Raw genomic sequence first — 25058 nt, 5'->3', positions numbered from 1 at the left:
AAACAAAGGCGGTCGTACCGTTATAACGCTCAAGGAACGTGTAAACGTTCGAAATTAGGTGGAACCACGAATCTTTCGTCCTAGTATCTCTTTTATGAGGTGCTGGGACTTTTTTATTGGTGTCAACTCATTCAATCAAAAAATCAAAGGAGGCTATTTTAATGATAAAAATTACTTTTCCAGATGGCGCAGTGAAAGAGTTTGATGCGGGAATCACGACTGCTGAGATTGCTGCAGGTATTTCTAAAAGTTTAGCTAAAAAAGCATTAGCCGGTAAAGTGAACGGTCAATTGATTGACTTGAATCGTGGCATCGAAGAAGATGCATCAATCGAGATCGTTACACCTGACCACGAAGATGCATTAGCATTGGTACGTCACTCAACCGCACACTTGATGGCACAAGCTATGAGACGCTTGTACCCAAATATCCATTTCGGTGTCGGACCAGCAATCGATTCAGGATTTTACTATGACACAGACAACGGTGAAAACCAAATCAGTGCCGAAGATCTTCCAGCAATCGAAGCAGGAATGATGAAAATCGTGAAAGAAAACTTACCGATCGAACGTAAAGTTCTTTCTAAAGAAGAAGCTCTGGAAATCTTTGCAAGTGATCCTTATAAAGTAGAATTGATCAGTGAATTACCAGATGAGGAAGTAATCACTGCTTATCAACAAGGGGAATTTATCGATTTATGCCGTGGACCACATGTCCCATCAACCGGTCGTATCCAAGTCTTCAAACTATTATCTGTAGCTGGAGCTTACTGGCGTGGAAATTCAAACAATCAAATGATGCAACGTGTCTATGGGACAGCATTCTTTGATAAAAAAGACTTAAAAGAATTTATTCGTCTACGTGAAGAAGCAAAAGAAAGAGACCACCGTAAATTAGGAAAAGAACTAGATCTATTTATGGTATCACCACAAGTTGGCTCAGGCTTACCATTCTGGTTACCTAAAGGTGCAACGATTCGTCGAACAATTGAACGTTATATCGTTGATAAAGAAATCAGCTTAGGTTACCAACATGTCTACACACCAATCATGGGAGATGTAGAATTGTATAAAACATCAGGTCACTGGGATCATTACCAAGAAGACATGTTCCCACCAATGGATATGGGTGATGGTGAAATGTTAGTTCTTCGTCCGATGAACTGTCCGCATCATATGATGGTCTATAAAAATGCGATCCATTCCTACCGCGAATTACCAATCCGTATCGCTGAACTAGGCATGATGCACCGTTACGAAAAATCAGGTGCGCTATCAGGTTTACAGCGTGTTCGTGAAATGACATTGAACGATGGGCATACCTTTGTACGTCCTGATCAAATCAAAGATGAGTTCAAACGTACGTTGGAATTGATGGTCGCAGTTTATGCTGACTTCAATATTACAGACTATCGTTTCCGTTTGAGCTATCGCGATCCGAACAACACGGATAAATATTTTGATGATGATGCTATGTGGGAAAAAGCGCAAGTGATGTTAAAAGCCGCAATGGATGAATTGGAATTGGATTACTTCGAAGCAGAAGGAGAAGCTGCTTTCTATGGTCCAAAATTGGATGTTCAGGTCAAAACAGCTTTAGGAACAGAAGAAACATTATCAACGATCCAATTAGACTTCTTGCTTCCAGAACGCTTTGATTTAACTTATGTTGGTGAAGATGGCGAAAATACACATCGTCCAGTAGTTATCCACCGTGGGATCGTTTCAACGATGGAACGTTTTGTTGCTTATTTAACTGAAGTTTACAAAGGAGCTTTCCCAACTTGGTTAGCACCGATCCAAGCAACGATCATTCCTGTTTCAGTTGAAGCGCATAGTGACTATGCTTATGAAATCAAGGAACGTCTACAAATGAAAGGTCTACGTGTCGAAGTAGATGACCGCAATGAAAAAATGGGTTATAAGATTCGTGCATCACAAACACAAAAAATACCATATCAACTAGTCGTTGGTGATAAAGAAGTGGCTGATGCAACGGTCAATATTCGCCGATATGGAAGCAAAGAAACTTCAGTAGAAGATCTCAACATGTTCGTTGATGCGATGGTTGCTGAAGTCCAAAATTATAGTAGACAAGGTTAATTTCAATAGTTGGAAAAGTGACCTGACTACCCTAGAATGTAAGATCAAACCGATGGTGTCGAAAATCGAAAACGATTTTTGATACCATCGGTTTTTTACTAAGCGGATTGTTACGCTTCTCCCATATCTTTTTAAGAGTTAAAGCTAAAGCATGCAATTTGAAACAACAAAGCGATAATGAGAATCTTTTTTTCTGAAATTACGAAAAGATGAATAAGCAAGCCTTTCATCTTATGCTATTATTAGGTTGAAAAGGAAAAAAGGAGGGCTGAAAATGGGAACTTTTTTTACAAATAAAAGGCTAAATAAAAAAGGAAATAACGTAGCTCAAAATGAGTTAAGCGAGCAAACAAACGAAATGCAGTCAAAACAAGCCAATCATAAAAAAAAGAACTTAGCAGTAAATTTAATCGTAAAAATTGAACATGCGATTAAACAAAGGAGTCAACATAAATCCACGAATCAAAAAAATTCGAAGTCCGTTGGTCCCGCTAAACGAATGTTGGAATTGATTAGGCGAGATTTTTCTATGCTTGAGAAAGTACTAAATAATACTTACCAGGAAATCCATAAGCTTGACCGCTCTTTCAGAACAAAAATGATCAGTTACATAAGAAACGATCGGAAACGAATGGCAACAAAAATTCGTGCGTTCAAAACAACTCTGATTCCTCATAAAAGTAATTTTACGAATCAAATCGAAATAGCTCCTCGCGCTAAGACTGAAATGGAGAATATTTTACCTGTAACGAAAATCAAAATGAAACAAAGAAATGAAGAGCAGACTAAACTTGGTCTCAGAAAAAATTTGTTTAAGCAGTTTTTCAACCGACTGTTATATTCCAATAGCCAAAAAATGAGGAATCAAGACCTAAACAAAATAGTAGTAGAAAAAATACAGCAAGAAAAATATGAAGAAAAACAAGTGTTGTTAACAATGGAACAAATATTAGCAAGATCGTCAAATAGAAATAATATGCCAGAACAACTTTTCAGTCGATCAATACAACCATTCGAGAATACTAAGGAAGAAAGACTAGCACAAATAAGTGAGAAAATCCAACATGCTATGAACTTCTCAACTTCTAGGAATCAATTAGGAGCAGCACATGCGGAACACCAACTCTAAAAGTTCTGTCATGACATCATTTATAAATTGGAGCTAAATACTCGTGACTTCTATCAAAAGTATTCAACGTGAGACAACAAAATTTTCATGATAAAGAGTGCAACTATCATATGAATGATAGGATAACCAGGAGCTGCAATCGCCCATTCTTCTTGAAAAATTAATCTTTTATCTAAGAGTCCAAGGCTTGCCTTGGGCTTTATTGCTGTAGCCGAACCTCATCAATTATTTTTTAGCCTCATACTTTTTCTCCAACATTTATTTACAGATGATGACAAAATTTTCTTGTCAGACGTCACGATCTTATTAGTGGGATATGGTATACTTAGCTAGACTGGAAGAGAAAAAGGAAGTGAGACAAATGAGCGTTATTAGCCGTATTGAGAGCATGATGGAGGAGTATTCTTCAACTGAAAAAAAGCTCGCTGATTATATCATCAAAAATGTAGAAAAAATTCCCACGATGACTGCGAACGAGTTAGCAGAAGCTGCTGGGTTAAGTGCGCCCACAGTTGTCCGATTTTCTAAAAAAATTGGGTTTCAAAGTTTGACTGACTTCAAAATAAATATTTCGACCGAGTTACAAACCGGTATCGTTGAAGGCTTCAGTGATATTCATCCAAACGAATCATTTTATTCGATCAAACACATTTTGGGAAATAATGCGCAAGTGGCAATCAAAGAAACGGTGGACATTTTAAATGAAGAAAAAATTCAAGAAGTGGTTGAGACCCTGGAAAGTGCTGAAACAGTCTTTCTATATGGCGTGGGCGCTTCATCTTTAGTGGTGGAAGACATTTTGCAAAAATGGTCTAGAGTAGGCAAACCCATTATTTTTGAAAAAGATATCCATGTTTTACTTCCTCAATTAGTAAGCAATGAAACCAAAAAAGTATTATGGTTAGTCTCCAATTCTGGTAGTAGCGCGGATGTCGTAGCAGTTGGAGAAATCGCAAAAGATTTAGGCATTGAGGTAATTGCTTTAACGCAATTTGGAAATAATCCTTTAAGTAAGTTGGCGGATGTTGTTGTACAAACCTCACGTCCAAAGGAAATAACCAATCGAAGCGCTGCTACAAATTCTTTGCTGGCTCAGTTTGTTACTATCGATATTATTTTTTATTTATATATGACAAAGAATGAACAGTTGGGGGAAAAAGTTCGTGAAACCAGACAAGTAATTAAAGGATACTTTGGTTCAAAACGGTAAGAGCATTATAAAAAGTTTTCCACAGTAAAAATATCATTTGTTGTGTTTCACGATAAGAAAATGATAAATTAAATAAAAAACTTTATTTTTTAAAGGTTTGAATTGTTTGAAAACTTGACACGATTTTATCCTGTGAAACAAAAAAAGAATATCAACTTGAAATAAGTTAAAGAATTTATTAGTGATTTTCGTTTCTTCTTTTTTATTTCAAGAAATTTAGGTACAATGAAACATAACAGTAAGTAGGAAAAAGATAGGAATGATGAGAGAGTTTATGAAAAAACTATTAAACAATTCATGGATGGATAAATTGAAAAAAGGTGCACAAGAGCCGAAAAACAAAACATTTCGACGTTCCCATGTCCCTTTTCGGTTGAATTTTCTTTTTTTCATCATATTTACATTATTCGTCGCATTGATTGCACGATTAGGTTATCTACAAATCGTTAATGGCGAAGCAATGGAAGCCAAAGTGAAATCATCATCGACACTAACGATCCAAACCAGTTCTCCGAGGGGGATGATTTACGATTCGACAGGTAAACCATTGGTGACGAACCAAGCGAATCAAGCAATTACTTTCACCAGAGGAACAAAAATGACGGCAGAGGATCTGCTTAAAGTAGCGACAAGACTAAATCAATTAATCAATGTGCCAGTTGATGAAAATTTAACTGAACGAGATAAAAAAGACTTTTGGTTAGCTGATCCTAAGCATTTGAAAGAAGCAACGGAACGCTTAACAGCAAAGGAAAAACAACTTGATTCCAGCGATCAATACAAAGCGTTAGTTGATAAAGTAACCGATAGTGAAATCAACTTCAATGAAGAACAATTAAAAATCGCGACAATTTTTAAACGCATGAATAGTGCGTATGAATTGAACACGGTATTTATCAAAAATTCAGGTGTGACTGATCAAGAATTAGCGGTTGTTTCCGAACATGCTTCAGAACTACCTGGAGTATCCACAGGAACCGACTGGACACGTCAATACACGGCTGCTGACTCAATCAAAAGTATTTTAGGTAGTGTGACAACAGAAAAACAAGGTTTACCAGCTGATGAAGTAGATGAATACTTAGCTAAAGGCTATTCTCGTAATGATCGTGTGGGACAAAGTTACCTTGAAAAGCAATATGAAGATGTTTTACAAGGAACAAAAACCCAATATGAAGTAACCCTCGATAGTAATGGGAATGTAACGAATCAAAAAGAAATCTTTGCTGGTGAAAAAGGGTCCAACCTCATGTTGTCTCTTAACGCTGATTTCCAAGCCAAAGTCGAAAATATCTTAAAGACAAACTACCAAAAATTAGTGGATAGTGGAAAAGCAACTTATTCGCCAGGGGCGTATGCAGTAGCGATGAATCCACAAACCGGTGAGATATTGGCTATGACAGGATTTAGCCACCAAGAAGGGTCCAAAGAGTTGACAGAAAATGCTTTGGGGAATATTACTAGCGCCTTTACTCCAGGGTCAGTAGTCAAAGCAGGTACGTTAACTGCTGGTTGGCAAACGAATGTGATCTCAGGTAACCAAGTGTTAGTCGATGAGCCAATCAAATTACAAGGCTCTTCTGAAAAGAGTTCGGTCTTTAATCGAAGCGGGCGTATTGCAATCAATGCAGTCAAAGCACTTGAACTATCATCGAATACGTATATGATCAAAGTTGCGTTGAAAATGCTGGGATTGGAATATACACCAAATATGGGACTTCCTTCACTAAATGAAGAGTCAAAAGCCTATGAAGAATTACGTAAAGCGTTCAAACAGTTTGGTTTAGGAACAAAAACTGGGATTGATCTACCAAATGAATCACCAGGGATTTCTCGTTCTGTTGATTTTATGAAGAAATTTAATGCAGATAATGGCGCTCAATGGTACACACCAGGTAACTTTACTGACTTAGCTTTTGGTCAGTTTGATACCTATACACCGATCCAATTAGCGCAATATGCTTCAACTGTAGCCAATGGTGGTAAGAGAATCCAACCTCGTTTAGTCAAGGGAATCTATGGAAATGATGAAAATGGGAACCTTGGTCCGGTGAAAAAAGAGCTGGAAACAAAAGTCGAAGATACCGTTGATATTTCTCCAGCTGATATGTCGATCCTTCGTGAAGGATTCCATCAAGTTGTTCATGGAACAGATGCGTATACGACAGCTAAACCTTTAGCTAGTGCAAAAATGGATTTGTCTGCTAAGACTGGTACAGCCGAAACTGTAGCTGAAGGTCATCCAGATATTACCACAGTAAATAGTAATATCGTGGCCTATGGTCCGAGTGATAACCCACAAATTGCAATTAGTGTCGTTCTACCGAACTTATTAGATGAAAAAGATCATATGAATCTAGTCATTGCAAAAGAAATCATGGACACTTACTACGATATGTTCATGGCAAAATAAAAAGACCAACAACTAAAAAGACCGTTCCAGAGAAATACAATTTGTTTTCTCTGGAACGGTCTTTTTTGATTTTAAAGGGCTAATAAGTCTTCTAAATACGTAGCTAAGCCATCTTCTTGGTTGGTGTGTTCAGTGACATCGTTAGCAACGCCTTTTAATTGATCGGTACCATTTTTCATTGCAACTCCCCAGCCAGCATATTCTAATAGTTCCAAATCGTTATGTTCGTCACCAAAAGCAATGACATCTTTTTGATCGATATCAAGGTAATTGGCAATGCGATGAACGCCTTTGGCTTTTTCAATTCCTTTAGAAACGATTTCTAAAATAGCCATTGGTCCTCCCCAAGTACGAACATCAACAAAATGACCGAATTGACGGGTTAATTCAGCTGAAACTTGTTCAGCATAGCATTTTTCTGTTCGAACCAGTAAAGAGGTTGGATCAGTTGTCAGATTTTTAGGCGATAATAAATTTTGAGGGCTAGGATTTGATGCAGCAAAAATTTTTTCATCAAAAAAATCAAAGCTGTCAATAAAATAAGTTTCACGATTTTCTGCAGCAATGAAATCTAAATTCAATTGGCGTTTTTGAGCTAAAATCTCGAATACGATGCGTTTATCGATCGAGGTTTCTTTTTCATGAGCCCAATATTGATTAGGGATATGTACTAAAGCACCGTTAAAGTTGACCATCGGTGTAGACAATCCTAATTGCTGATAATAATGATAACTCATTCGGAAGGGGCGCCCAGTAGCAATACTGACATGGTGACCAGCGTTAATCGCTTTTTTTAATGTTTCTTCAGTTTTTGAAGTAATGATTGAATCCGGATTTAAAGTTGTTCCGTCTAAATCAATGGCAATGAGCTTTCTATTCAAAAATGTCATTCCTTTCAATGCTAGTATGTGTTTCAGTCTAGCACATATATTTTTTTTAACAAGGTGCAAATGTAAGGGAAAAAGAAGTCTTTTTTAAATTAAAGAGAACGGATACATTTTGTTCAATAACCATTTATAAGGCAAAACACGAACATTAAGCATTTTTTTATTGCTTTTTTTAATGATTTTATTGAAAAGCGAACGAATTATAATTATAATCAATAATTGTTCGACGTAAACGGAATAGTTGACTTATTTTATTATTTGATTTTACGTCAAAAAAATTCAGGGAGTGGAAATTTTTTATGGAAAAGTTTTTCCAATTAAAGAAAAATAAGACAAATGTACCAACAGAAATCATGGCTGGGGTTACGACATTCTTTGCAATGAGTTATATCTTATTTGTAAATCCAACCATTTTGTCAGCATCAGGGATGCCTTTTCAGGCAGTGTTCTTAGCAACAATCATCGCTTCGATCATTGGTACTTTGGTAATGGGGTTGTTTGCAAATGTACCGTATGCGCAAGCACCTGGAATGGGATTAAATGCCTTTTTTACTTTTACAGTAGTTTTTGGATTAGGTTATTCTTGGCAACAAGCTTTAGCGATGGTCTTTATTTGTGGGATGGTCAACATTTTTATTACTGTGACCAAAATACGAAAATTGATCATTCATTCCATTCCTGAAAGTCTACAACATGCGATTGGAGGCGGGATCGGGATCTTTGTCGCTTATGTTGGGATTAAAAATGCAGGATTTCTCTCTTTTTCAGCTGATCAGGCAGCAATCACTAGTTCGGTGGTTGACGGAGGCAAGGCAACGAATGTCACAATCAATGGTGGGATCGTTCCAGCTTTAGCCAACTTCAATAATGCACCGATTTTATTAGCTGTGATCGGTTTGATTTTAACAGCGATCCTGGTGGTAAAAAATGTTCGTGGTGCGATGTTGATCGGGATCGTGGCAACCACTATCTTAGGGATTATGATGGGGGTTGTTGATTTAAGTACGATTGATTGGCAAGCCAATTCATTAGGAAGTTCATTCAAAGAATTAGGCACGACTTTTGGTGCTGCTTTTGGATCAGAGGGGATGCAATCATTATTTAGTGATTCTTCAAAGATTCCACAAGTAACCATGACGATCATTGCGTTTAGTTTATCGGATACATTTGATACGATTGGGACGTTCATTGGAACAGGTCGCCGTACGGGGATCTTCTCAAAAGAAGATGAAGAAGCATTAGAAGATGGCAAAGGTTTCAAGACAAAAATGGATAAAGCGCTCTTTGCCGATGCCATTGCGACATCTGTAGGAGCAATCTTTGGAACATCAAATACGACGACTTATGTAGAATCTGCTGCAGGTATCGGTGCTGGTGGACGAACAGGTTTGACCTCAGTAGTGGTTGCAGTCTTATTTGCATTAAGTAGTTTCTTTTCACCATTGATTTCTATCGTTCCAACTCAAGCAACTGCACCTGCATTGATTTTAGTTGGTGTGATGATGATGGCTTCATTCACAGATATCAATTGGCTTGACTTGGAAGAAGCACTACCAGCATTCTTTGCTTCAATCTTTATGGGATTATGCTATAGCATCTCTTATGGGATTGCTGTCGGCTTCATTTTTTACACGATCGTCAAAGTAATCAAAGGGAAATTCAAAGAAATTTCAATCCCATTATGGATCGTTGTGGTCTTGTTTATCCTTAACTTTATTATTTTAGCAACGATGTAAACCAGCCTAACTAGCAGCTGAACTATTTTCTTAAAGAACCAGCTAAAAAGTCAGGAAACAGCAACATGAGTAAGTTTACAATAAAAAGTAGCACAAATTTAATAAGAAAAAACGCTTTTTGCCATCACCATTTGAATGATTCGAAAAAAGCAGTATTTGCACTCTTAACGATTTTATATAGTTGTTAAGAGTGTTTTTTTGTAACATAAGATTTTCACTGTTAAGATAGTAAATAAGTAGAAGATAGTACTGCTCGGAACAAAACCTTTCGTCTATATAGTAACAATACATAATTTATGCTGTTTCAAAAAGAAATTTTTTGCAAAGAAACATAAAGAAATGAGGATGATCAATGAAGATACAATGGAAGAAAAATTTATTCGTGGCTTGGATCGGCTGCTTTTTTACAGGGGCTAGTTTTAGTTTAGTTATGCCATTTATTCCTGTATATGTAGAACAATTGGGTACACCAAGTGATCAAGTTGAGTTGTTTTCCGGTCTAGCGATATCTGTTACTGCCTTTGCTTCAGCTATCGTAGCGCCAATATGGGGGAATTTGGCAGATCGTAAAGGACGAAAGCTCATGATGATCCGAGCTGCCGCAGGGATGACGGTAACGATGGGATCGTTGGCCTTTGTTCCCAATGCGTATTGGTTACTGGTCATGCGTTTTTTAAATGGCATTTTATCAGGTTATATTCCTAACGCGACTGCGATGATTGCTTCACAAGCGCCAAAAGAAAAAAGTGGTTGGGCATTAGGAACTTTATCGACTGGAGCAATTGCCGGCAGTTTGATCGGACCATCAATGGGAGGTGCGTTGGCGCAGTGGTTTGGTATGGAGAATGTTTTCTTGATTACTGGAGTATTATTACTTGTGACAACACTTTTAACCATTTTCTTGGTAAAAGAAGATTTTCAACCAGTAGAAAAAAATGATATGATCAGTACAAAAGAAATCTTTGCCAAAATGGATCATTTATCCATTCTAATCGGATTATTTGTGACCACTTTGATTCTTCAAATTGGTATCACAACTATCAGTCCTATTTTGACCCTATATATTCGTGAGCTAAGCGGGAATTCAGGAAATATTTTATTTGTTAGTGGGTTAATCGTTTCGATTTCAGGTGTGTCTGCAGTTTTTTCCTCTCCTAAACTAGGGAAATTAGGGGATAAAATAGGGAACCAAAAAGTACTGCTTGCAGGGCTAACCTTATCTTTTTGTTGCTACTTGCCCATGGCTATTGTAGCGACCCCTTTACAGTTGGGGATCTTACGGTTTATTCTTGGTTTTTCAACGGGAGCGTTAATGCCATCCATCAATACACTCATCAGTAAGATCACGCCGCCAGAAGGAGTGAGTCGAATCTATAGTTACAATCAAATGTGTAGTAATTTTGGACAAGTCTTTGGACCGATGGTGGGCTCGACGGTTGCGCATGCCTTTAACTATCGCGCAGTGTTCATTGCTACAAGTCTCTTTGTTTTATCTAATATCTTATTATCTTTATTTAACTTCAGAAAAGTTCTTCGACAACGCTTCTGATCAGATGATGAAAAGATCGTGTGTCGCTTTCGTTAAAACCTCGCAACTCCGATGACACTAGGGAAGAATTTGTTGAAATAACCGCTCATGTTTTGAGAAATTCAGGCTTATTTCAAGGAACAACAATTATTCATTTTTGCGCATGATAAAGAGCCCGGGACGACCTTTTGTCCCAGGCTTAACTTTTCCACTCCAAAAATTTAATGGAAAGCGAAATGATTTTATCAAAATACATAAAAAGGATGAGACTGCGTCCCACCCTCATTTGGCTTTTATGAATGTGATGAGGCTTCTTTTCTAGGAGTTGCCAATGCACCAAGTAAAATGACAACAACGCCTGCAACCAATGAAATAATCGTTGTTAAAGTAAAATCATAGCCACCGCTTGTAAGAGCCCCACCAATGTAACCTACGACTTGACCTAAGACAAATGACCAAAATAATGTGACGATATATCGCATAAAGAACACCTCTTTTCTAAGCTTAGTTTACCAGAATTTTGCTGAATGTAAAGAAAGCTAGTTGTAAAAAAACAAGTTTTATGATTTAACCAGTCCATGTGATAAAATAATAAAAATGCAAATCAAAGAGAATGATTACAAATGCGTTGTCGTTTATCCTATATTCATAGTAGATAAATGAACGCATTGATTAATTGTCTAACTATACAAAAGGTGGAATGATCATGTTTTTCCCACAATTATATACAAAAACCTCCTATTCGCTGTTGCAAAGCACGATCAGGATCCAAGATTATGTCCAAAAGGCAAAAGCACTAGGTTATACAGTCCTAGGAATAACTGATCAAGATGTACTGTATGGGATACCTGAGTTTTATCAAACATGTATCAAAGAAGGAATAAAGCCAATTGTCGGCATGCTCCTTACTTATACTTATGAGTCCCAAGCTTTTGATTTATTGGTATATGTTAAAGATGGCGTTGGCTACCAGCAATTGATGAAGCTGTCGAGTAAAAAAATGATTCAAGAAAGTCTCGCATTATCAGAATTTACAGAATCAGATCATTTGATTTTCGTCGTTCCTCCCCAACATTCTGTGGTAGCTGAATTTAATCAAACAGAGACCTTTACTGCCCATTGGCAAGCACTCAAAGAAAAAGTAGGTCGACAAGATTTTTATGTTGGAATCACTGAAAGTTTCTCAGAACTACCAAGTGGTTGGGTAACGTTCCTAGCAGAAAACAATTATTCCTTATGTGCATTACAACCTATTGCCAGCTTAAGACAAGAAGAACTGTTTGCGCTTGAGACGATGAAACATCTTCGAGCTGGGAGCCAACTTTCTATGGAAGCAATCAACCAACAAAAGATAGAAACGAAAACAGGTTTTTTACTTGCTGAAAATGAAATGATCCAACGGTTTAATGAAGCACAGTTGGTTGATGCGCTAGAGGGTGCGCAACGTTTAGCTCAATCGGTTTCCTTTGAATTTCAATTTCATCAAAAGCTGCTACCTCATTACCCAGTACCAGATCAGAAAAGTGCTGGTCAGTACCTTGATGAATTGTGCCACGCAAAATTAGCAGAGCGAGTCGAAGAAATCACTCCTAAATATCAAGAGCGTCTAGCATATGAGTTGTCGATTATCCATCAAATGGGCTTTGATGATTATTTCTTGATCGTGTGGGACGTCATGGCGTTTGCTCATCGAGAAAAAATCGTGACTGGCGCTGGACGAGGATCAGCGGCTGGTTCATTAGTTGCATATATCTTGGAGATCACCGATGTCGATCCGTTGCAATATGATTTGCTTTTTGAGCGTTTCTTAAACCCAGAACGTTATACGATGCCAGATATCGATTTGGATATCCCTGATAATCGTAGAGAAGAAGTCTTGAATTATGTCAGAGAAAAATATGGACAATACCATATGGCGCAAATTGCAACGTTTGGGACGATGGCGGCTAAGATGGTGTTAAGGGACGTGGCTCGTGTCTTTGGTTTATCACAAAGCGAAGCCAATCGATGGTCAAAGGCGATCCCTAATCAGTTGAAAATTACCTTACCCGAAGCATATCGGACATCGAAACCCTTAGTGGAGTTAGTTCAGTTAAGTGAAAAAAATCAATTACTATTTAAAACAGCTTCGATTTTAGAAGGATTGCCTCGACATGTCTCGACTCACGCAGCGGGTGTTGTGATCAGTGATAAGAATCTATTAGATCTGGTTCCATTACAAAAAGGATCAGATGAAGCATTTTTAACTCAATATACGATGAATGACGTGGAAGCAATCGGACTACTCAAAATGGATTTTTTAGGATTGCGAAATCTTTCGATCATTGATTACGCATTGAAAGCTATTAAAAAAGTAGAAAAGAAAGAAATTCAATTGAAACAAATTCCTTTAAATGATCCTAAGACACTTTTTCTCTTTCAACAAGGAGACACTACAGGGGTTTTCCAATTTGAATCGGCAGGTATTCGCAATGTTTTACGCCGATTAGGACCAGAAACAATTGAAGATATTGCGGCGGTCAATGCGTTATATCGTCCAGGACCAATGCAAAATATCGATACGTTTATTTCCCGCAAAAAAGGAAAAGAAACGATCCATTATCCTGATGATTCCTTAATGCCTATTTTAAAAAACACATATGGTGTCATCGTGTATCAGGAACAGATTATGCAAATCGCTGCAAAGATGGCTGGTTTTTCTTTGGGCCAATCGGATATTTTGCGTCGAGCAATCAGTAAAAAGAAAAAAGAAGTGATTGACAAAGAGCGGGAACACTTTGTCAGTGGGGCAGTAAGTCAGGGCTATTCGAAAGAAAAAGCGGTCGAAGTCTATGACTATATCGAACGTTTTGCCAATTATGGTTTCAATCGCTCGCATGCGTTTGCTTATTCATTTGTTGGGTTTCAAATGGCGTACCTCAAAGCCCACCATCCAGGCGCATTTTTTGTTAGTTTACTAAATTCGGTTCGACACAATACGACCAAATTAAAAGAATACATCGCTGAGGCAAGAAAGAAAAAATTAAAACTAGCAGCACCTTCCATTAATCAGAGCTATTATGGCTTTGAGCTGATTAATCCAGAAGAGATTCGTTTTGGTCTAACTGCGATCAAAGGTGTCCGAAAAGACTTCATTGAGGATATCTTAAAAGATCGAAAAGAAAATGGCGCTTATCAATCAGTAGATCAATTCTTGATTCGCTTAGATAAACGCTGGCTAAAATTAGAGTTGATCCAGTCATTAGTAGCAGTGGGCGTATTTGATGAATTGGCACCGAATCGAAAACAATTGATGCTCGATTTAGAAGGGAAAATACAAAACATTATTTATAGTGGTGGAAGCTTAGATCTCCTAGGGATCATGGCTTTAAAAGAAGAAGAAGTGGCTGACTATTCTTTAGAAGAAAAGCTGCAATTAGAAGAGGAATATTTAGGCGTTTATCTTTCGGGGCACCCAACAGAAGGCTATGAACGCTTGAAATTAGCTAAAAAAATCCGGTTAATTACTGAAGTTATTCCGAAACAAACAGTCAGTGTATTAGTGATGATTAAAAATATCCGTGAAATCAGAACTAAAAAAGGGGAATTGATGGCTTTTGTTGAAGGAACAGATATCAGTGGAGAAATCACGATCACTGTATTCCCCAAATCCTATCGACAATTTCGTTCATTGTTTGAGTTGAATAAAGTGATCTTTGTTCAAGGACGAACAGAAACGAGTAAATACAACCAAGAGTTGCAATTGATTGGCGAAAATTTTGCTGATCCTGTAGAATTAGAAAAACAATATCAAGATCAGACTTGCTATTTACGAATCAAAGAAGAATTTGACGATCCGCAAACGATGAAACAATTGCAAACTATTTTTCAGAAACATTCTGGGTACATTCCAGTCGTGATGTACCATGAAAAGAATCAACGGAAAGTAGTGCTGGCAGAAGCTTATTGGGTCGATGGAAGTAAGAGCTTGAAGAGTCAATTAGCATACTTACTCCAACCAGAAAATGTTGTTTTCAAATAACTTACGGTAAAATATACTATTTGCTTTCATTTTTTTTCATTTTTTTATCAGTAAATCAAGACAATTGCTAAAAATAATGTTAGAATGTTAGTCGTGGTTAACGCAAAGAAGGTTATTAACCTAAGCATTGCTTAGGATAAAGTATTTTAATGAGGTGAATGATTATTATGAAACGCATTGGAATTTTGACCAGTGGCGGAGACGCACCTGGAATGAATGCTGCTATTCGTGCCGTTGTTCGTAAAGGGATTTATGAAGGGCTCGAAGTATATGGAATCAACTATGGATTTGCTGGATTAGTTGCAGGAGATATTCGTCGTCTAGATGTTGCAGATGTGGGTGATAAAATCCAACGTGGTGGGACATTCTTGTACTCTGCACGTTACCCTGAATTTGCGACTGAAGAAGGTCAATTAAAAGGGATCGAACAATTGAAAAAATTCGGTATCGAAGGTTTAGTTGTTATCGGTGGAGATGGCTCTTACCATGGAGCAATGGCATTGACAAGACGTGGATTTCCAGCTGTTGGTGTTCCAGGAACGATTGACAACGATATTCCAGGAACTGATTTCACAATCGGTTTTGATACAGCAATCAACACAGTTTTAGAATCAATCGACCGTATTCGCGATACAGCAACTTCACACGTTCGTACGTTTGTTATTGAAGTAATGGGACGTAACGCTGGCGATATCGCATTATGGTCGGGTGTTGCCGGTGGCGCAGATGAAATTATCATTCCTGAACATGATTTTGATATGGCATCTGTGGCTAAAAAAATCCAAGAAGGCCGCGATCGTGGTAAAAAACATTGCTTGATCATCTTAGCAGAAGGCGTAATGGGCGGAAATGAATTTGCCGAAAAACTTTCTGAATATGGTGATTACCATACACGTGTATCCATCTTAGGACACGTAGTACGTGGTGGCTCACCTAGCGCACGTGACCGTGTGTTAGCAAGCAAATTTGGTGCTTATGCTGTTGACTTGCTTCGTGCAGGTAAAGGTGGACTATGTGTGGGTATCCGCGACAATGAAATGGTCGCTGCAGATATCATCGAAACACTAGAAAGCAACAAACACAAACCAGACTTATCACTTTATGACTTAAATAACTCACTTTCATTCTAAGATTGAAAGCCTGTTATTTTAAATTTAAGCTATAGTTAAAAATAGGTATAGCTTGTTATCTTTGTATTTAGGCTTTAACCAGCTTTAAATAAACAAAATTGAATGGGAGAGTTTTGTAAAATGAAAAAAACCAAAATCGTTAGTACATTAGGACCAGCAAGTAATTCAGTAGAAACTATTTCTAAATTGATTGAATCTGGGGCAAATGTCTTCCGCTTTAACTTTTCACATGGTGATCATGAAGAACAATTATCACGTATGACAATGGTCCGTGAAGCAGTTAAAAAAACAGGTAAAGATGTAGGTATCCTTTTAGATACAAAAGGTGCTGAAATTCGTACAACTGTTCAAGGCACAACTGAAGCTGATTTTGGTCGTGCAGGATACATCAAATTTGAAGTAGGAGATAAAACTCGTATCTCAATGGATCCTGAACATGTAGGTTCAAAAGAAAAAATCGCTGTTACTTACCCTGGACTATTTGAAGACGTTCATGTAGGTGGACACATTTTATTCGATGATGGCTTGATCGATATGGAAATCATTGAAAAAGACGAAGCAACTCGTGAATTAGTTGTAGAAGTGAAAAATGCTGGAATGCTAGGATCTCGTAAAGGGGTTAATGCACCAGGCGTTTCAATCAGCTTACCAGGGATTACTCCTAAAGATGCAGATGATATTCGTTTTGGTCTAGATAACGATATCGACTTTATCGCTGCAAGTTTTGTACGTAAAGCGCAAGACGTTTTAGATATTCGTGAAATTTTAGAAGAAAAAGATATGACACACGTTCAAATCTTCCCTAAAATCGAATCACAAGAAGGAATCGACAACATCGACGAAATCATCAAAGTTTCTGATGGTGTAATGATCGCTCGTGGTGACATGGGTGTTGAAATTCCTGCCGAATTAGTTCCAATGGTTCAAAAACGTATTATCAAAAAATGTAATGCAGCTGGTATCCCAGTAATCACAGCAACACAAATGTTGGAATCAATGCAAGAAAACCCACGTCCAACACGTGCAGAAGCTTCTGACGTTGCCAATGCCGTATTTGACGGAACTGATGCAACAATGTTATCAGGAGAATCAGCAAACGGTGACTACCCTGTAGAAGCTGTTGCAACAATGGCTCGTATTGACCAACAAGCTGAAAATGCATTATCAGAATTAGGTACTTTCCAATTAAACGAATTTGATAAAACTGATGTGACTGAAACAATCGGTCTATCTGTAGCACGCGCTGCTAAAAACTTAGGCGTTAAAACAATCGTAGCTGCAACTGAATCTGGTTATACAGCTAAAATGATCTCAAAATACCGTCCAGATGCTGACATCTTGGCTGTTACTTTTGACGAACGTACAAAACGTGGTTTGATGCTTAACTGGGGTGTTTACCCAACAGTTGCTGAAAAACCAACAACAACTGACGAAATGTTTGAATTAGCTGCTCAAAAAGCAGTTGACTTAGGATTTGCTTCAGAAGGCGATTTGATCTTGATCACTGCTGGTGTACCAGTTGGTGAACGTGGAACAACTAACGTAATGAAAATTCAAATGATTGGTTCAAAATTATTAGAAGCTCAAGGCGTTGGTCAAAAATCAGTCGTTGCAAATGCAGTTGTTGCTTCATCAGCTGAAGAAGCAATCAAAAAAGCAAAAGACGGCATGGTTTTAGTTGTTCCAACAACTGATAAAGAATATATGCCTGCAATTGAAAAAGCAGCAGCAGTTATCGTTGAAGAAGGCGGATTGACTTCACACGCAGCAGTTGTAGGAATTGCACAAGACATTCCTGTAATCGTTGGTGCACAAGATGCAACTTCAACAATCACTGATGGCGAGTTAGTAACTGTAGACTCACGTCGTGGTATCGTATACCGTGGCGAAACAACAGCAATCTAATTGACTCCGCTGATCATCAAAAAAGGATAAGACTAGGTCTTATCCTTTTTTTTCGTTGTTTTTTAGATGAATCATGCGTCAACCTTCATTTTAACAGAATGATCGTCGGGGTGTTTAAGCTACGTTTTTAAAACGACCTTTTTCTAATGTTACTTAAAGTGTCAATTAGAGAGGAACAAGCAGACTGCCGTACAATCATTATTTATTGTTTATTCAAAAGTGTTAATTATTATTCATTCCTATTAATAGCCATTCAATTAAGATTTGTTCTTCTTTTGAGTTTTCATAAATTGTTGGATGACCTCAACCACATTTTCTTGTAAAGGAGTCGGAATTTGCTGAGTACGCTTAGCAAGTGAAATCAGAAAGTGCGGCTGGAGCTGATCGGAAAGTGGGATCGATACGAGATGATCTTCAGGGTGAATAGCAATTTCAGTTAAAAAACCAATCCCGATATTTTCTCGAATCATGCTTTTCAATATGGCTAAGTCATTGCTTTGGTAAACAACTTTAGGTTCAATATGTGCCTGTTTAGCTAACTTTTTAAAAGCTGCAGGATGAACGTAATGCTCGTTCAATAAAACGAATTGTTCAGCTGTTAGGTCGCTAAAAGAAATCATTTGTCGGTCAGCGAAAGGATGAGTAGGAGCAACAACAATCATGAAACGCTTGTCTAAAAGTAATTCGATCTCTAATTTTTGATCGATAATTGGTTGGGTGGAGCCTAGGATCGCTAAATCGATTCTTCCTTGGTGGATCATGCCATACAAATCTCTAGAGCCACCATCTGTAATCTCAATTTGGTCCATTAGCTGAGATTTAATAAAATAACTGGATAATTTCGGAAAATATTCATTGCCAATGATTGGTGGCATTCCAAATCGTAATTTCTTTTTCTGTAATTGCGTAATCTCTGCTTTTGCCATCTTGATCTCTTGCAAGATAGATTGTGCATGGATAAATAACTGTTTGCCAGCAGGGGTAATCACTAATTCGTGGTGTGAACGATCTCTCGTGATAAGAACTGCGTCAAGTTCTTTTTCCAGGCGCTTAAGTGCGTAAGTGATCGTCGGTTGACTAACTTGAAAGTACTTGGCTACCTTGGTAAAATTCTTTTGCTTGACGATTTGAACATAATATTCGATATCTCGTGTGTTCATAACAAGCGTCTGCTCCTTTTTCTTATAAATATTGTTTATTGTAGTTCATCTTGAATACTTGAGCAAATAGAAACCATCAAGTATGTACGCCACAGAACAACTTGTAGAAGAATTTAGCCGGATAAACGATCAAAACTACTGTTTTTATATCGTTAGTTATCATTCTTGGTTAGTAAAAATCGTTCTTCTGTAAGAATGATCGAATGTTATTCTAAAAATCATCAGTTAATTTTGGGGTAAACATATAGTTTACGAAACAATAAGGAGAAAAAGTCAAAATTTACAGAGAGTCTTTCACGTAATAGAGAAAAATTTAAGTTAAAAAAATGGATTCTCTATTTGTTACGAGTTGCCATGGAAATTTGTTCGTAAATAAAAATAAGACAACATAACGAATAAATAAAAAAAATGTTTTTTAATGAAGTGTAAGGTGTCAAGAAAATTTCATTGACAAGGACCTTTTTGCCCTGTATAATTGCTTTTGTTGCTTAGGAGTGATGAAAAATGAAATGGTCCTTACTCGAATTGAGAAAATACCAAGAGACACCGTTAACATTTCATGAGACCCTTGATCTTAAAGCGGAACTCATGGAGCGAGACAATTTAATACTAGATGTTGCGCCTGTTGCAGTCCAAGGGTTAGTCTCAGTTGATAAAAAAGGCTATCTGGTTCATTACACTGTGCAGACGACTCTGACTGTTCCATCTACGCGTTCTTTAGAACCGGTTGAATTACCGATGGACTTTGCTGTTGACGAATTGTTTATGACAAAAGAACAATATCAACTCAGAGATGACCAATTGTCTGCAGAAGAGATTTTGTTAATCGAAGATGCAAAACTTGACCTGACAGAATCAATTGAAGACAACATTTTATTGGCAATTCCGATGCGCGTATTAACTGAGGAAGAAGAACTCGCAACTGACCTACCGAAAGGAACAGATTGGGAAGTCGTTTCCGAAGAAGAATATGAGCGTAGAAAATCAGAAGATGCCAAGACAAAAGTAGATCCTCGTCTTGCAAAATTATCGGAACTTTTTGATGAACCATCAAATGAAGATGATAAAGCGTAAGATTGGAATATATTGCATCAATTAAGGTGCAAGACTTTACAAGGAGGTGTAGCAAAATGGCAGTACCAGCTAGAAGAACATCAAAAGCTAAAAAAGCAAAACGTCGTACACACTACAAATTGACAATCAAAGGTTTAAACGAATGTGCAAACTGTGGTGAAATGAAAAAAAGCCATCACGTATGTGCAAATTGTGGTTACTACGATGGTAAGGACGTAATGTCTAAAGAAGCTTAATACATTTTAATTAGAAAATGTAAAAACCTCAAGGCTAACCATGGAGCCTTGAGGTTTATTTTTTTGTGATACTTTAAAACTTTCCTAGCTCGTCCATTAATATTAAAACAACGTCATAAAAATATATGCTTCTTTGGTTTGCAATAGTGCCATGTTAAGCTATAATGATAGAGATTAGGGAGAACATCCCATATGTAGGAGGAGTTCATATGTCAAAACAACAAATCGGCGTTGTCGGTATGGCCGTAATGGGTAAAAACTTAGCCCTTAATATTGAAAGTCGTGGGTATTCAGTTGCCCTCTTTAACCGTACTGGATCAAAGACAACTGCTGTGGTGGAAGAACACCCAGACAAAAAATTTAAAGCAACTTATTCAATCGAAGAATTTGTCGATTCGATCGAAAAACCACGTCGAATCCTTCTAATGGTAAAGGCTGGTCCGGCAACGGATGCAACCATCCAAGAATTACTTCCGCATTTAGATAAAGGAGATATTTTAATCGATGGAGGAAATACTTTCTTCAAAGACACGATTCGTCGGAATGAAGAACTAGCTAACTCTGGTATCAACTTTATCGGCACAGGTGTATCAGGTGGGGAAGAAGGAGCCTTAAAAGGACCTTCAATCATGCCTGGAGGGCAAAAAGAAGCCTATGAATTGGTTGCACCAATCTTAGAGCAAATCTCTGCTAAAGCAGAAGACGGGGCCCCTTGTGTGACTTACATCGGTCCTAATGGTGCTGGTCATTATGTCAAAATGGTTCATAACGGCATCGAATATGGCGATATGCAATTGATTGCAGAATCTTATGACTTGATGAAAAACATTTTAGGCTTATCAGTTGAAGAGATGGCTGACATCTTTAAAGAATGGAATCAAGGTGAATTAGACAGTTACTTGATTGAGATCACTGCAGATATCCTAACAAGAAAAGATGATGAAGGAACTGGGAAACCAATCGTTGATGTCATCATGGACGCTGCTGGTAACAAAGGAACAGGAAAATGGACGAGCCAAAGTGCGTTAGACCTAGGTGTTCCTTTACCATTGATCACAGAATCAGTTTTTGCCCGCTACATTTCAGCATACAAAGATGAACGTGTCCGAGCAAGCAAAGTGCTAACCCGCACGAATGAGTTTTCATTTACTGGAGATAAAAAAGAGTTAATCGAAAAAATCCGTGAAGCATTGTACTTCAGCAAAATTATGAGTTATGCACAAGGTTTTGCTCAATTACGTGTTGCTTCTAAAGAATATGGTTGGGATCTGCCATTTGGTGAAATTGCTAAGATCTGGCGCGCTGGGTGTATCATTCGTGCTCGTTTCTTACAAAAAATCACTGATGCGTATGACAAGGATTCTGATATCGAAAATCTTTTATTAGATGATTATTTTGTCGACATCACCAATAAATACCAACAAGCAGTAAGAGATGTAGTCGCACTAGCTGTCCAAGCAGGCGTTCCAGTACCAACTTTTTCTTCTGCGATTGCTTATTTCGATTCTTATAGAGCAGAACGCTTACCGGCAAATATTATCCAAGCGCAACGTGATTATTTTGGTGCGCACACCTATGAACGGGTAGATAAAGAAGGAATCTTCCATTATTCATGGTATCATGAAGAGTAATCTTTTCGCTTCTTGAAGATGAAGAAAAATAAAAGATGACATGAGAGCTGGAGTCAACTGAAAAGAGAAGACTTCAGCTCTTTTTAAAAATTATTATCCATGATAAAATGGTTATAGATTTTTAAGTAGATTATCGGTATAATAATAGAGTTTTGAAAAGCCCGTAGAATAGAAAGGAAAAAAATTGATGAGTAATATTCTAATCATTGAAGATGAGAAAAACTTAGCTCGGTTTGTCGAGTTAGAATTAAAGCATGAAGGCTACAATGCAGAAGTACATTACAATGGCCGTACAGGATTAGATGCAGCGTTAAACAATGAATGGGATGCTATTTTATTAGACTTGATGTTACCAGAATTAAATGGACTAGAAGTATGCCGTCGTGTCCGTCAAGTTAAAAATACACCAATCATTATGATGACTGCTAGAGACTCAGTAATCGATCGTGTCTCAGGATTAGATCATGGTGCAGATGACTATATCGTTAAACCTTTTGCGATTGAAGAATTATTAGCTCGTTTACGTGCCTTATTACGTCGTATCGACATTGAAGGAGACAAGAATGTAGCGAAACAAACAACGATCACCTATCGTGACCTAACGATCGAAAAAGAAAATCGTGTCGTACGACGCGGCAGTGAAGTCATTGAGTTAACAAAACGTGAATATGAATTGTTACTTACTTTGATGGAAAATGTAAATGTTGTATTAGCCCGTGATGTTTTACTAAACAAAGTATGGGGATACGAAACAGAAGTCGAAACGAATGTTGTGGATGTCTATATTCGTTATCTTCGTAATAAAATTGATGTTCCTGGAGAAGAAAGTTATATCCAAACTGTCCGTGGAACAGGCTATGTGATGCGCTCGTGATAAAACCGAAAAATTCTGAAAAAAGAGAACTTAAAGGTCCCTCCTTGACAATCAAGTGGGCCTTTGCAAGTTCTTTCTTTATATTCGTTGTTTTTACCATTTTTGCGGTCATTACGTATAAGTCTTCAATCAATCTAATCGTGGCAAAAGAGCGAAACAATGACGAACGAACGATCTCAGAAGTCGCTTCACGATTAGCCAATGCAAATGAAGAGCTGACATTAGTCAACACCTACCGCAACTTAACAAATGCAGAAAATAATACGAGCATCAGTGACACATCAATCATTGAAGGGAATTTGATGAAAATCGATTCGTTCATTTCCGAATTAGGACAATCTTCAATGGATCTATATGTCTATAACTTAGATGAAAAATTAATTTTTAAAACGCATGAAAAAGATCGTTCATTGATCCAAACAACTAGAAAAGTGCCAACGATCGTCACGTTAGATGGCAAAACTGGTTTTCTTTCTGTCCAGCCGATCTATTCTAAAGAAACGAGAGAAAAGATTGGTTATGCTCAAAGTTTTTATGAACTTTCATCTTTTTATGATATTCGGAACAAATTATTATTGACACTCATCGTATTAGAAGTTGTTTCCTTGATTTTAAGTAGTATACTCGGGTTTTTCTTATCCTCTTATTTCTTAAAACCATTAAAGGTCTTACGAGACACGATGGATACGATTCGTAAAGACCCACAATCAGATATTCATATGCCGGAAATCGATACGAATGATGAACTAGCTGATCTTGCTGAAATCTTCAATGAGATGCTTGATCGCGTGCGTCTTTATATTGAACAGCAAGAACAATTTGTGGAAGACGTTTCTCATGAATTAAGAACTCCAGTAGCAATCATTGAGGGACACTTGAGTTTATTGAATCGTTGGGGGAAAGATGATCCTGAAATCTTAGAAGAATCACTAGCTGCAAGCATGCAGGAAATTAGCCGAATGAAGAGTTTGGTTCAGGAAATGCTTGATCTTTCCAGAGCAGAACAAGTGGATATGCATTATGCGAATGAAACGACATTAGCGAAAGAAGTCACTTACCAGGTTTACAATAACTTCAAAATACTATATCCAGATTATGTCATTACTTTAGATGACGATTTAGCAAAAGAAGTGACTCTGCAAATTTATCGTAACCACTTTGAACAGCTAATCATTATTATTTTGGATAATGCAGTGAAGTATTCAACCAATCGAAAAGAAGTGCATATTTCGATTTCTTCTACATTGAGCGAATTTGAAATTGCGATTCAAGACTTTGGAGAAGGTATACCACAAGAAGATCTTAATAAGATTTTCAATCGCTTTTATCGTGTCGACAAAGCCAGAGCACGAACAAAAGGTGGTAATGGGTTAGGGTTATCCATTGCCAAGCAATTGGTTGAAAATTATAAAGGAAGAATCAATGCAGAAAGTGTCGTTGGGCAGGGTACCATTTTTAGGATCTTTATTCCGATTGTAAAAGAAGAAAACAAGTAAAGGGGGGTCAACTTTACTTGTTTTTTTTATTCAAAAAACAAACAATATAGGGAAGTGCTCGAATTTATAAAAAACGTAAATATGCGGAACCGAACTTTTGTATCTGAATTGGTGTTAAACGCGCTGAAAAAACTATAAAAAAACGTCAAAATACTAATTATCGAGAGGAATATTCGCTTTTAAAAATTATAGTGAAAAATATGTTTTTTTCTATTGCATTTTTCGACAGTCCTTGATATATTATTATTTGTTCTGATAAAGCGTGATGAATTTCACTTTAAAATTTGTTGAAAAAACATATTGACGATGAAAAATCACCATGTTATAATAACGAAGTCGCTTGATTAAGAAGTGACGAAAAGATTGAAATATCAATGAAAAAAGTTATTGACAAATAACAATTTAAATGATATGATAATCAAGTCGTTAAGAACACGGCAAACAACTCAGTCAAAAAAACTTGAAAAAAGTTGTTGACAAAACCTTAAGAAAATGTTAAGATATAAGAGTTGTTGAAATAAAAAAT

The 25058-nt window shown here is 37.3% G+C and carries 17 protein-coding genes; 14 read left to right on the top strand and 3 right to left on the bottom strand.

Features of this window, described 5'->3' with window-relative positions; translation table 11 throughout:
- Positions 1 to 161 precede the first annotated feature (161 nt).
- The 4 genes from thrS (at position 162) to AB3H93_RS12715 (ending at position 6854) form a co-directional block, all read left to right on the top strand.
- Positions 162 to 2102, top strand: coding sequence for a threonine--tRNA ligase (gene thrS, locus AB3H93_RS12730; RefSeq protein ID WP_368020656.1), 1941 nt, complete (start codon positions 162 to 164; stop codon positions 2100 to 2102).
- 274 nt (positions 2103 to 2376) lie between these two features.
- Positions 2377 to 3231 carry a hypothetical protein gene (locus tag AB3H93_RS12725; RefSeq protein WP_368020655.1) on the top strand — a complete coding sequence of 285 codons (855 nt, stop codon included), beginning with the start codon at positions 2377 to 2379 and terminating at the stop codon, positions 3229 to 3231.
- Positions 3232 to 3592: 361 nt separating this feature from the next.
- The gene (locus tag AB3H93_RS12720; protein WP_034700537.1) at positions 3593 to 4441 is read left to right on the top strand and encodes a MurR/RpiR family transcriptional regulator; all 849 of its coding nucleotides are present in this window, start codon (positions 3593 to 3595) and stop codon (positions 4439 to 4441) included.
- Positions 4442 to 4700: 259 nt separating this feature from the next.
- Complete coding sequence (locus AB3H93_RS12715) at positions 4701 to 6854, top strand: penicillin-binding protein 2 (protein ID WP_010738122.1); 2154 nt, start codon at positions 4701 to 4703, stop codon at positions 6852 to 6854.
- Between the two features lie 71 nt (positions 6855 to 6925).
- On the opposite strand, the gene AB3H93_RS12710 is transcribed toward AB3H93_RS12715, so the two are convergent.
- Positions 6926 to 7735 carry a Cof-type HAD-IIB family hydrolase gene (locus AB3H93_RS12710; protein WP_301554821.1) on the bottom strand — a complete coding sequence of 270 codons (810 nt, stop codon included), beginning with the start codon at positions 7733 to 7735 and terminating at the stop codon, positions 6926 to 6928.
- 305 nt (positions 7736 to 8040) lie between these two features.
- Between AB3H93_RS12710 and AB3H93_RS12705 the strand changes: the two genes are divergently transcribed.
- Complete coding sequence (locus AB3H93_RS12705) at positions 8041 to 9477, top strand: NCS2 family permease (RefSeq protein WP_368020654.1); 1437 nt, start codon at positions 8041 to 8043, stop codon at positions 9475 to 9477.
- 352 nt (positions 9478 to 9829) lie between these two features.
- Positions 9830 to 11026, top strand: coding sequence for a multidrug efflux MFS transporter (locus AB3H93_RS12700; RefSeq protein WP_010738119.1), 1197 nt, complete (start codon positions 9830 to 9832; stop codon positions 11024 to 11026).
- Between the two features lie 272 nt (positions 11027 to 11298).
- Here AB3H93_RS12700 and AB3H93_RS12695 read toward each other — a convergent pair whose 3' ends face one another.
- On the bottom strand, positions 11299 to 11487 hold the full coding sequence (locus tag AB3H93_RS12695; RefSeq protein WP_010719643.1) for a YjzD family protein: 189 nt from the start codon (positions 11485 to 11487) through the stop codon (positions 11299 to 11301).
- Positions 11488 to 11711: 224 nt separating this feature from the next.
- Between AB3H93_RS12695 and dnaE the strand changes: the two genes are divergently transcribed.
- The 3 genes from dnaE (at position 11712) to pyk (ending at position 18061) form a co-directional block, all read left to right on the top strand.
- Complete coding sequence (gene dnaE / locus AB3H93_RS12690; RefSeq protein ID WP_368020653.1) at positions 11712 to 15026, top strand: DNA polymerase III subunit alpha; 3315 nt, start codon at positions 11712 to 11714, stop codon at positions 15024 to 15026.
- Between the two features lie 167 nt (positions 15027 to 15193).
- The gene (pfkA, locus tag AB3H93_RS12685) at positions 15194 to 16156 is read left to right on the top strand and encodes a 6-phosphofructokinase (RefSeq protein WP_010719641.1); all 963 of its coding nucleotides are present in this window, start codon (positions 15194 to 15196) and stop codon (positions 16154 to 16156) included.
- A 120-nt stretch (positions 16157 to 16276) separates the two neighbouring features.
- Complete coding sequence (pyk, locus tag AB3H93_RS12680; protein WP_010719640.1) at positions 16277 to 18061, top strand: pyruvate kinase; 1785 nt, start codon at positions 16277 to 16279, stop codon at positions 18059 to 18061.
- Between the two features lie 257 nt (positions 18062 to 18318).
- On the opposite strand, the gene AB3H93_RS12675 is transcribed toward pyk, so the two are convergent.
- A complete protein-coding gene (locus AB3H93_RS12675) occupies positions 18319 to 19221 on the bottom strand; it encodes a LysR family transcriptional regulator (protein ID WP_010719639.1) in 903 nt (300 codons plus the stop codon).
- A 504-nt stretch (positions 19222 to 19725) separates the two neighbouring features.
- On the opposite strand from AB3H93_RS12675, the gene AB3H93_RS12670 reads away from it, so the two are divergent.
- The 5 genes from AB3H93_RS12670 to AB3H93_RS12650 all read left to right on the top strand — a co-directional run bounded on the left by AB3H93_RS12670 (position 19726) and on the right by AB3H93_RS12650 (position 24532).
- Entirely contained in the window at positions 19726 to 20295 is a 570-nt protein-coding gene (locus AB3H93_RS12670) for a DUF177 domain-containing protein (RefSeq protein ID WP_010719638.1), read from the top strand.
- A gap of 56 nt (positions 20296 to 20351) precedes the next feature.
- Entirely contained in the window at positions 20352 to 20531 is a 180-nt protein-coding gene (gene rpmF / locus AB3H93_RS12665) for a 50S ribosomal protein L32 (RefSeq protein ID WP_010719637.1), read from the top strand.
- A 209-nt stretch (positions 20532 to 20740) separates the two neighbouring features.
- Positions 20741 to 22162 (top strand): NADP-dependent phosphogluconate dehydrogenase, encoded by a 1422-nt coding sequence (gene gndA / locus AB3H93_RS12660; protein WP_010738115.1) that lies wholly within the window; start codon positions 20741 to 20743, stop codon positions 22160 to 22162.
- 187 nt (positions 22163 to 22349) lie between these two features.
- Positions 22350 to 23036 carry a response regulator transcription factor gene (locus AB3H93_RS12655; RefSeq protein ID WP_005875038.1) on the top strand — a complete coding sequence of 229 codons (687 nt, stop codon included), beginning with the start codon at positions 22350 to 22352 and terminating at the stop codon, positions 23034 to 23036.
- The gene (locus AB3H93_RS12650; RefSeq protein ID WP_368020652.1) at positions 23033 to 24532 is read left to right on the top strand and encodes an ATP-binding protein; all 1500 of its coding nucleotides are present in this window, start codon (positions 23033 to 23035) and stop codon (positions 24530 to 24532) included. The genes AB3H93_RS12655 and AB3H93_RS12650 overlap by 4 nt, the downstream gene beginning before the upstream one ends.
- The last annotated feature ends 526 nt before the right edge of the window (positions 24533 to 25058 follow it).

Source organism: Enterococcus sp. C74, from assembly GCF_040887125.1.
GTDB lineage: Bacteria > Bacillota > Bacilli > Lactobacillales > Enterococcaceae > Enterococcus_B > Enterococcus_B hirae.
The sequence above is the reverse complement of the archived record's forward strand: the minus strand, read 5'-3'. Positions and strand labels throughout refer to the sequence as shown.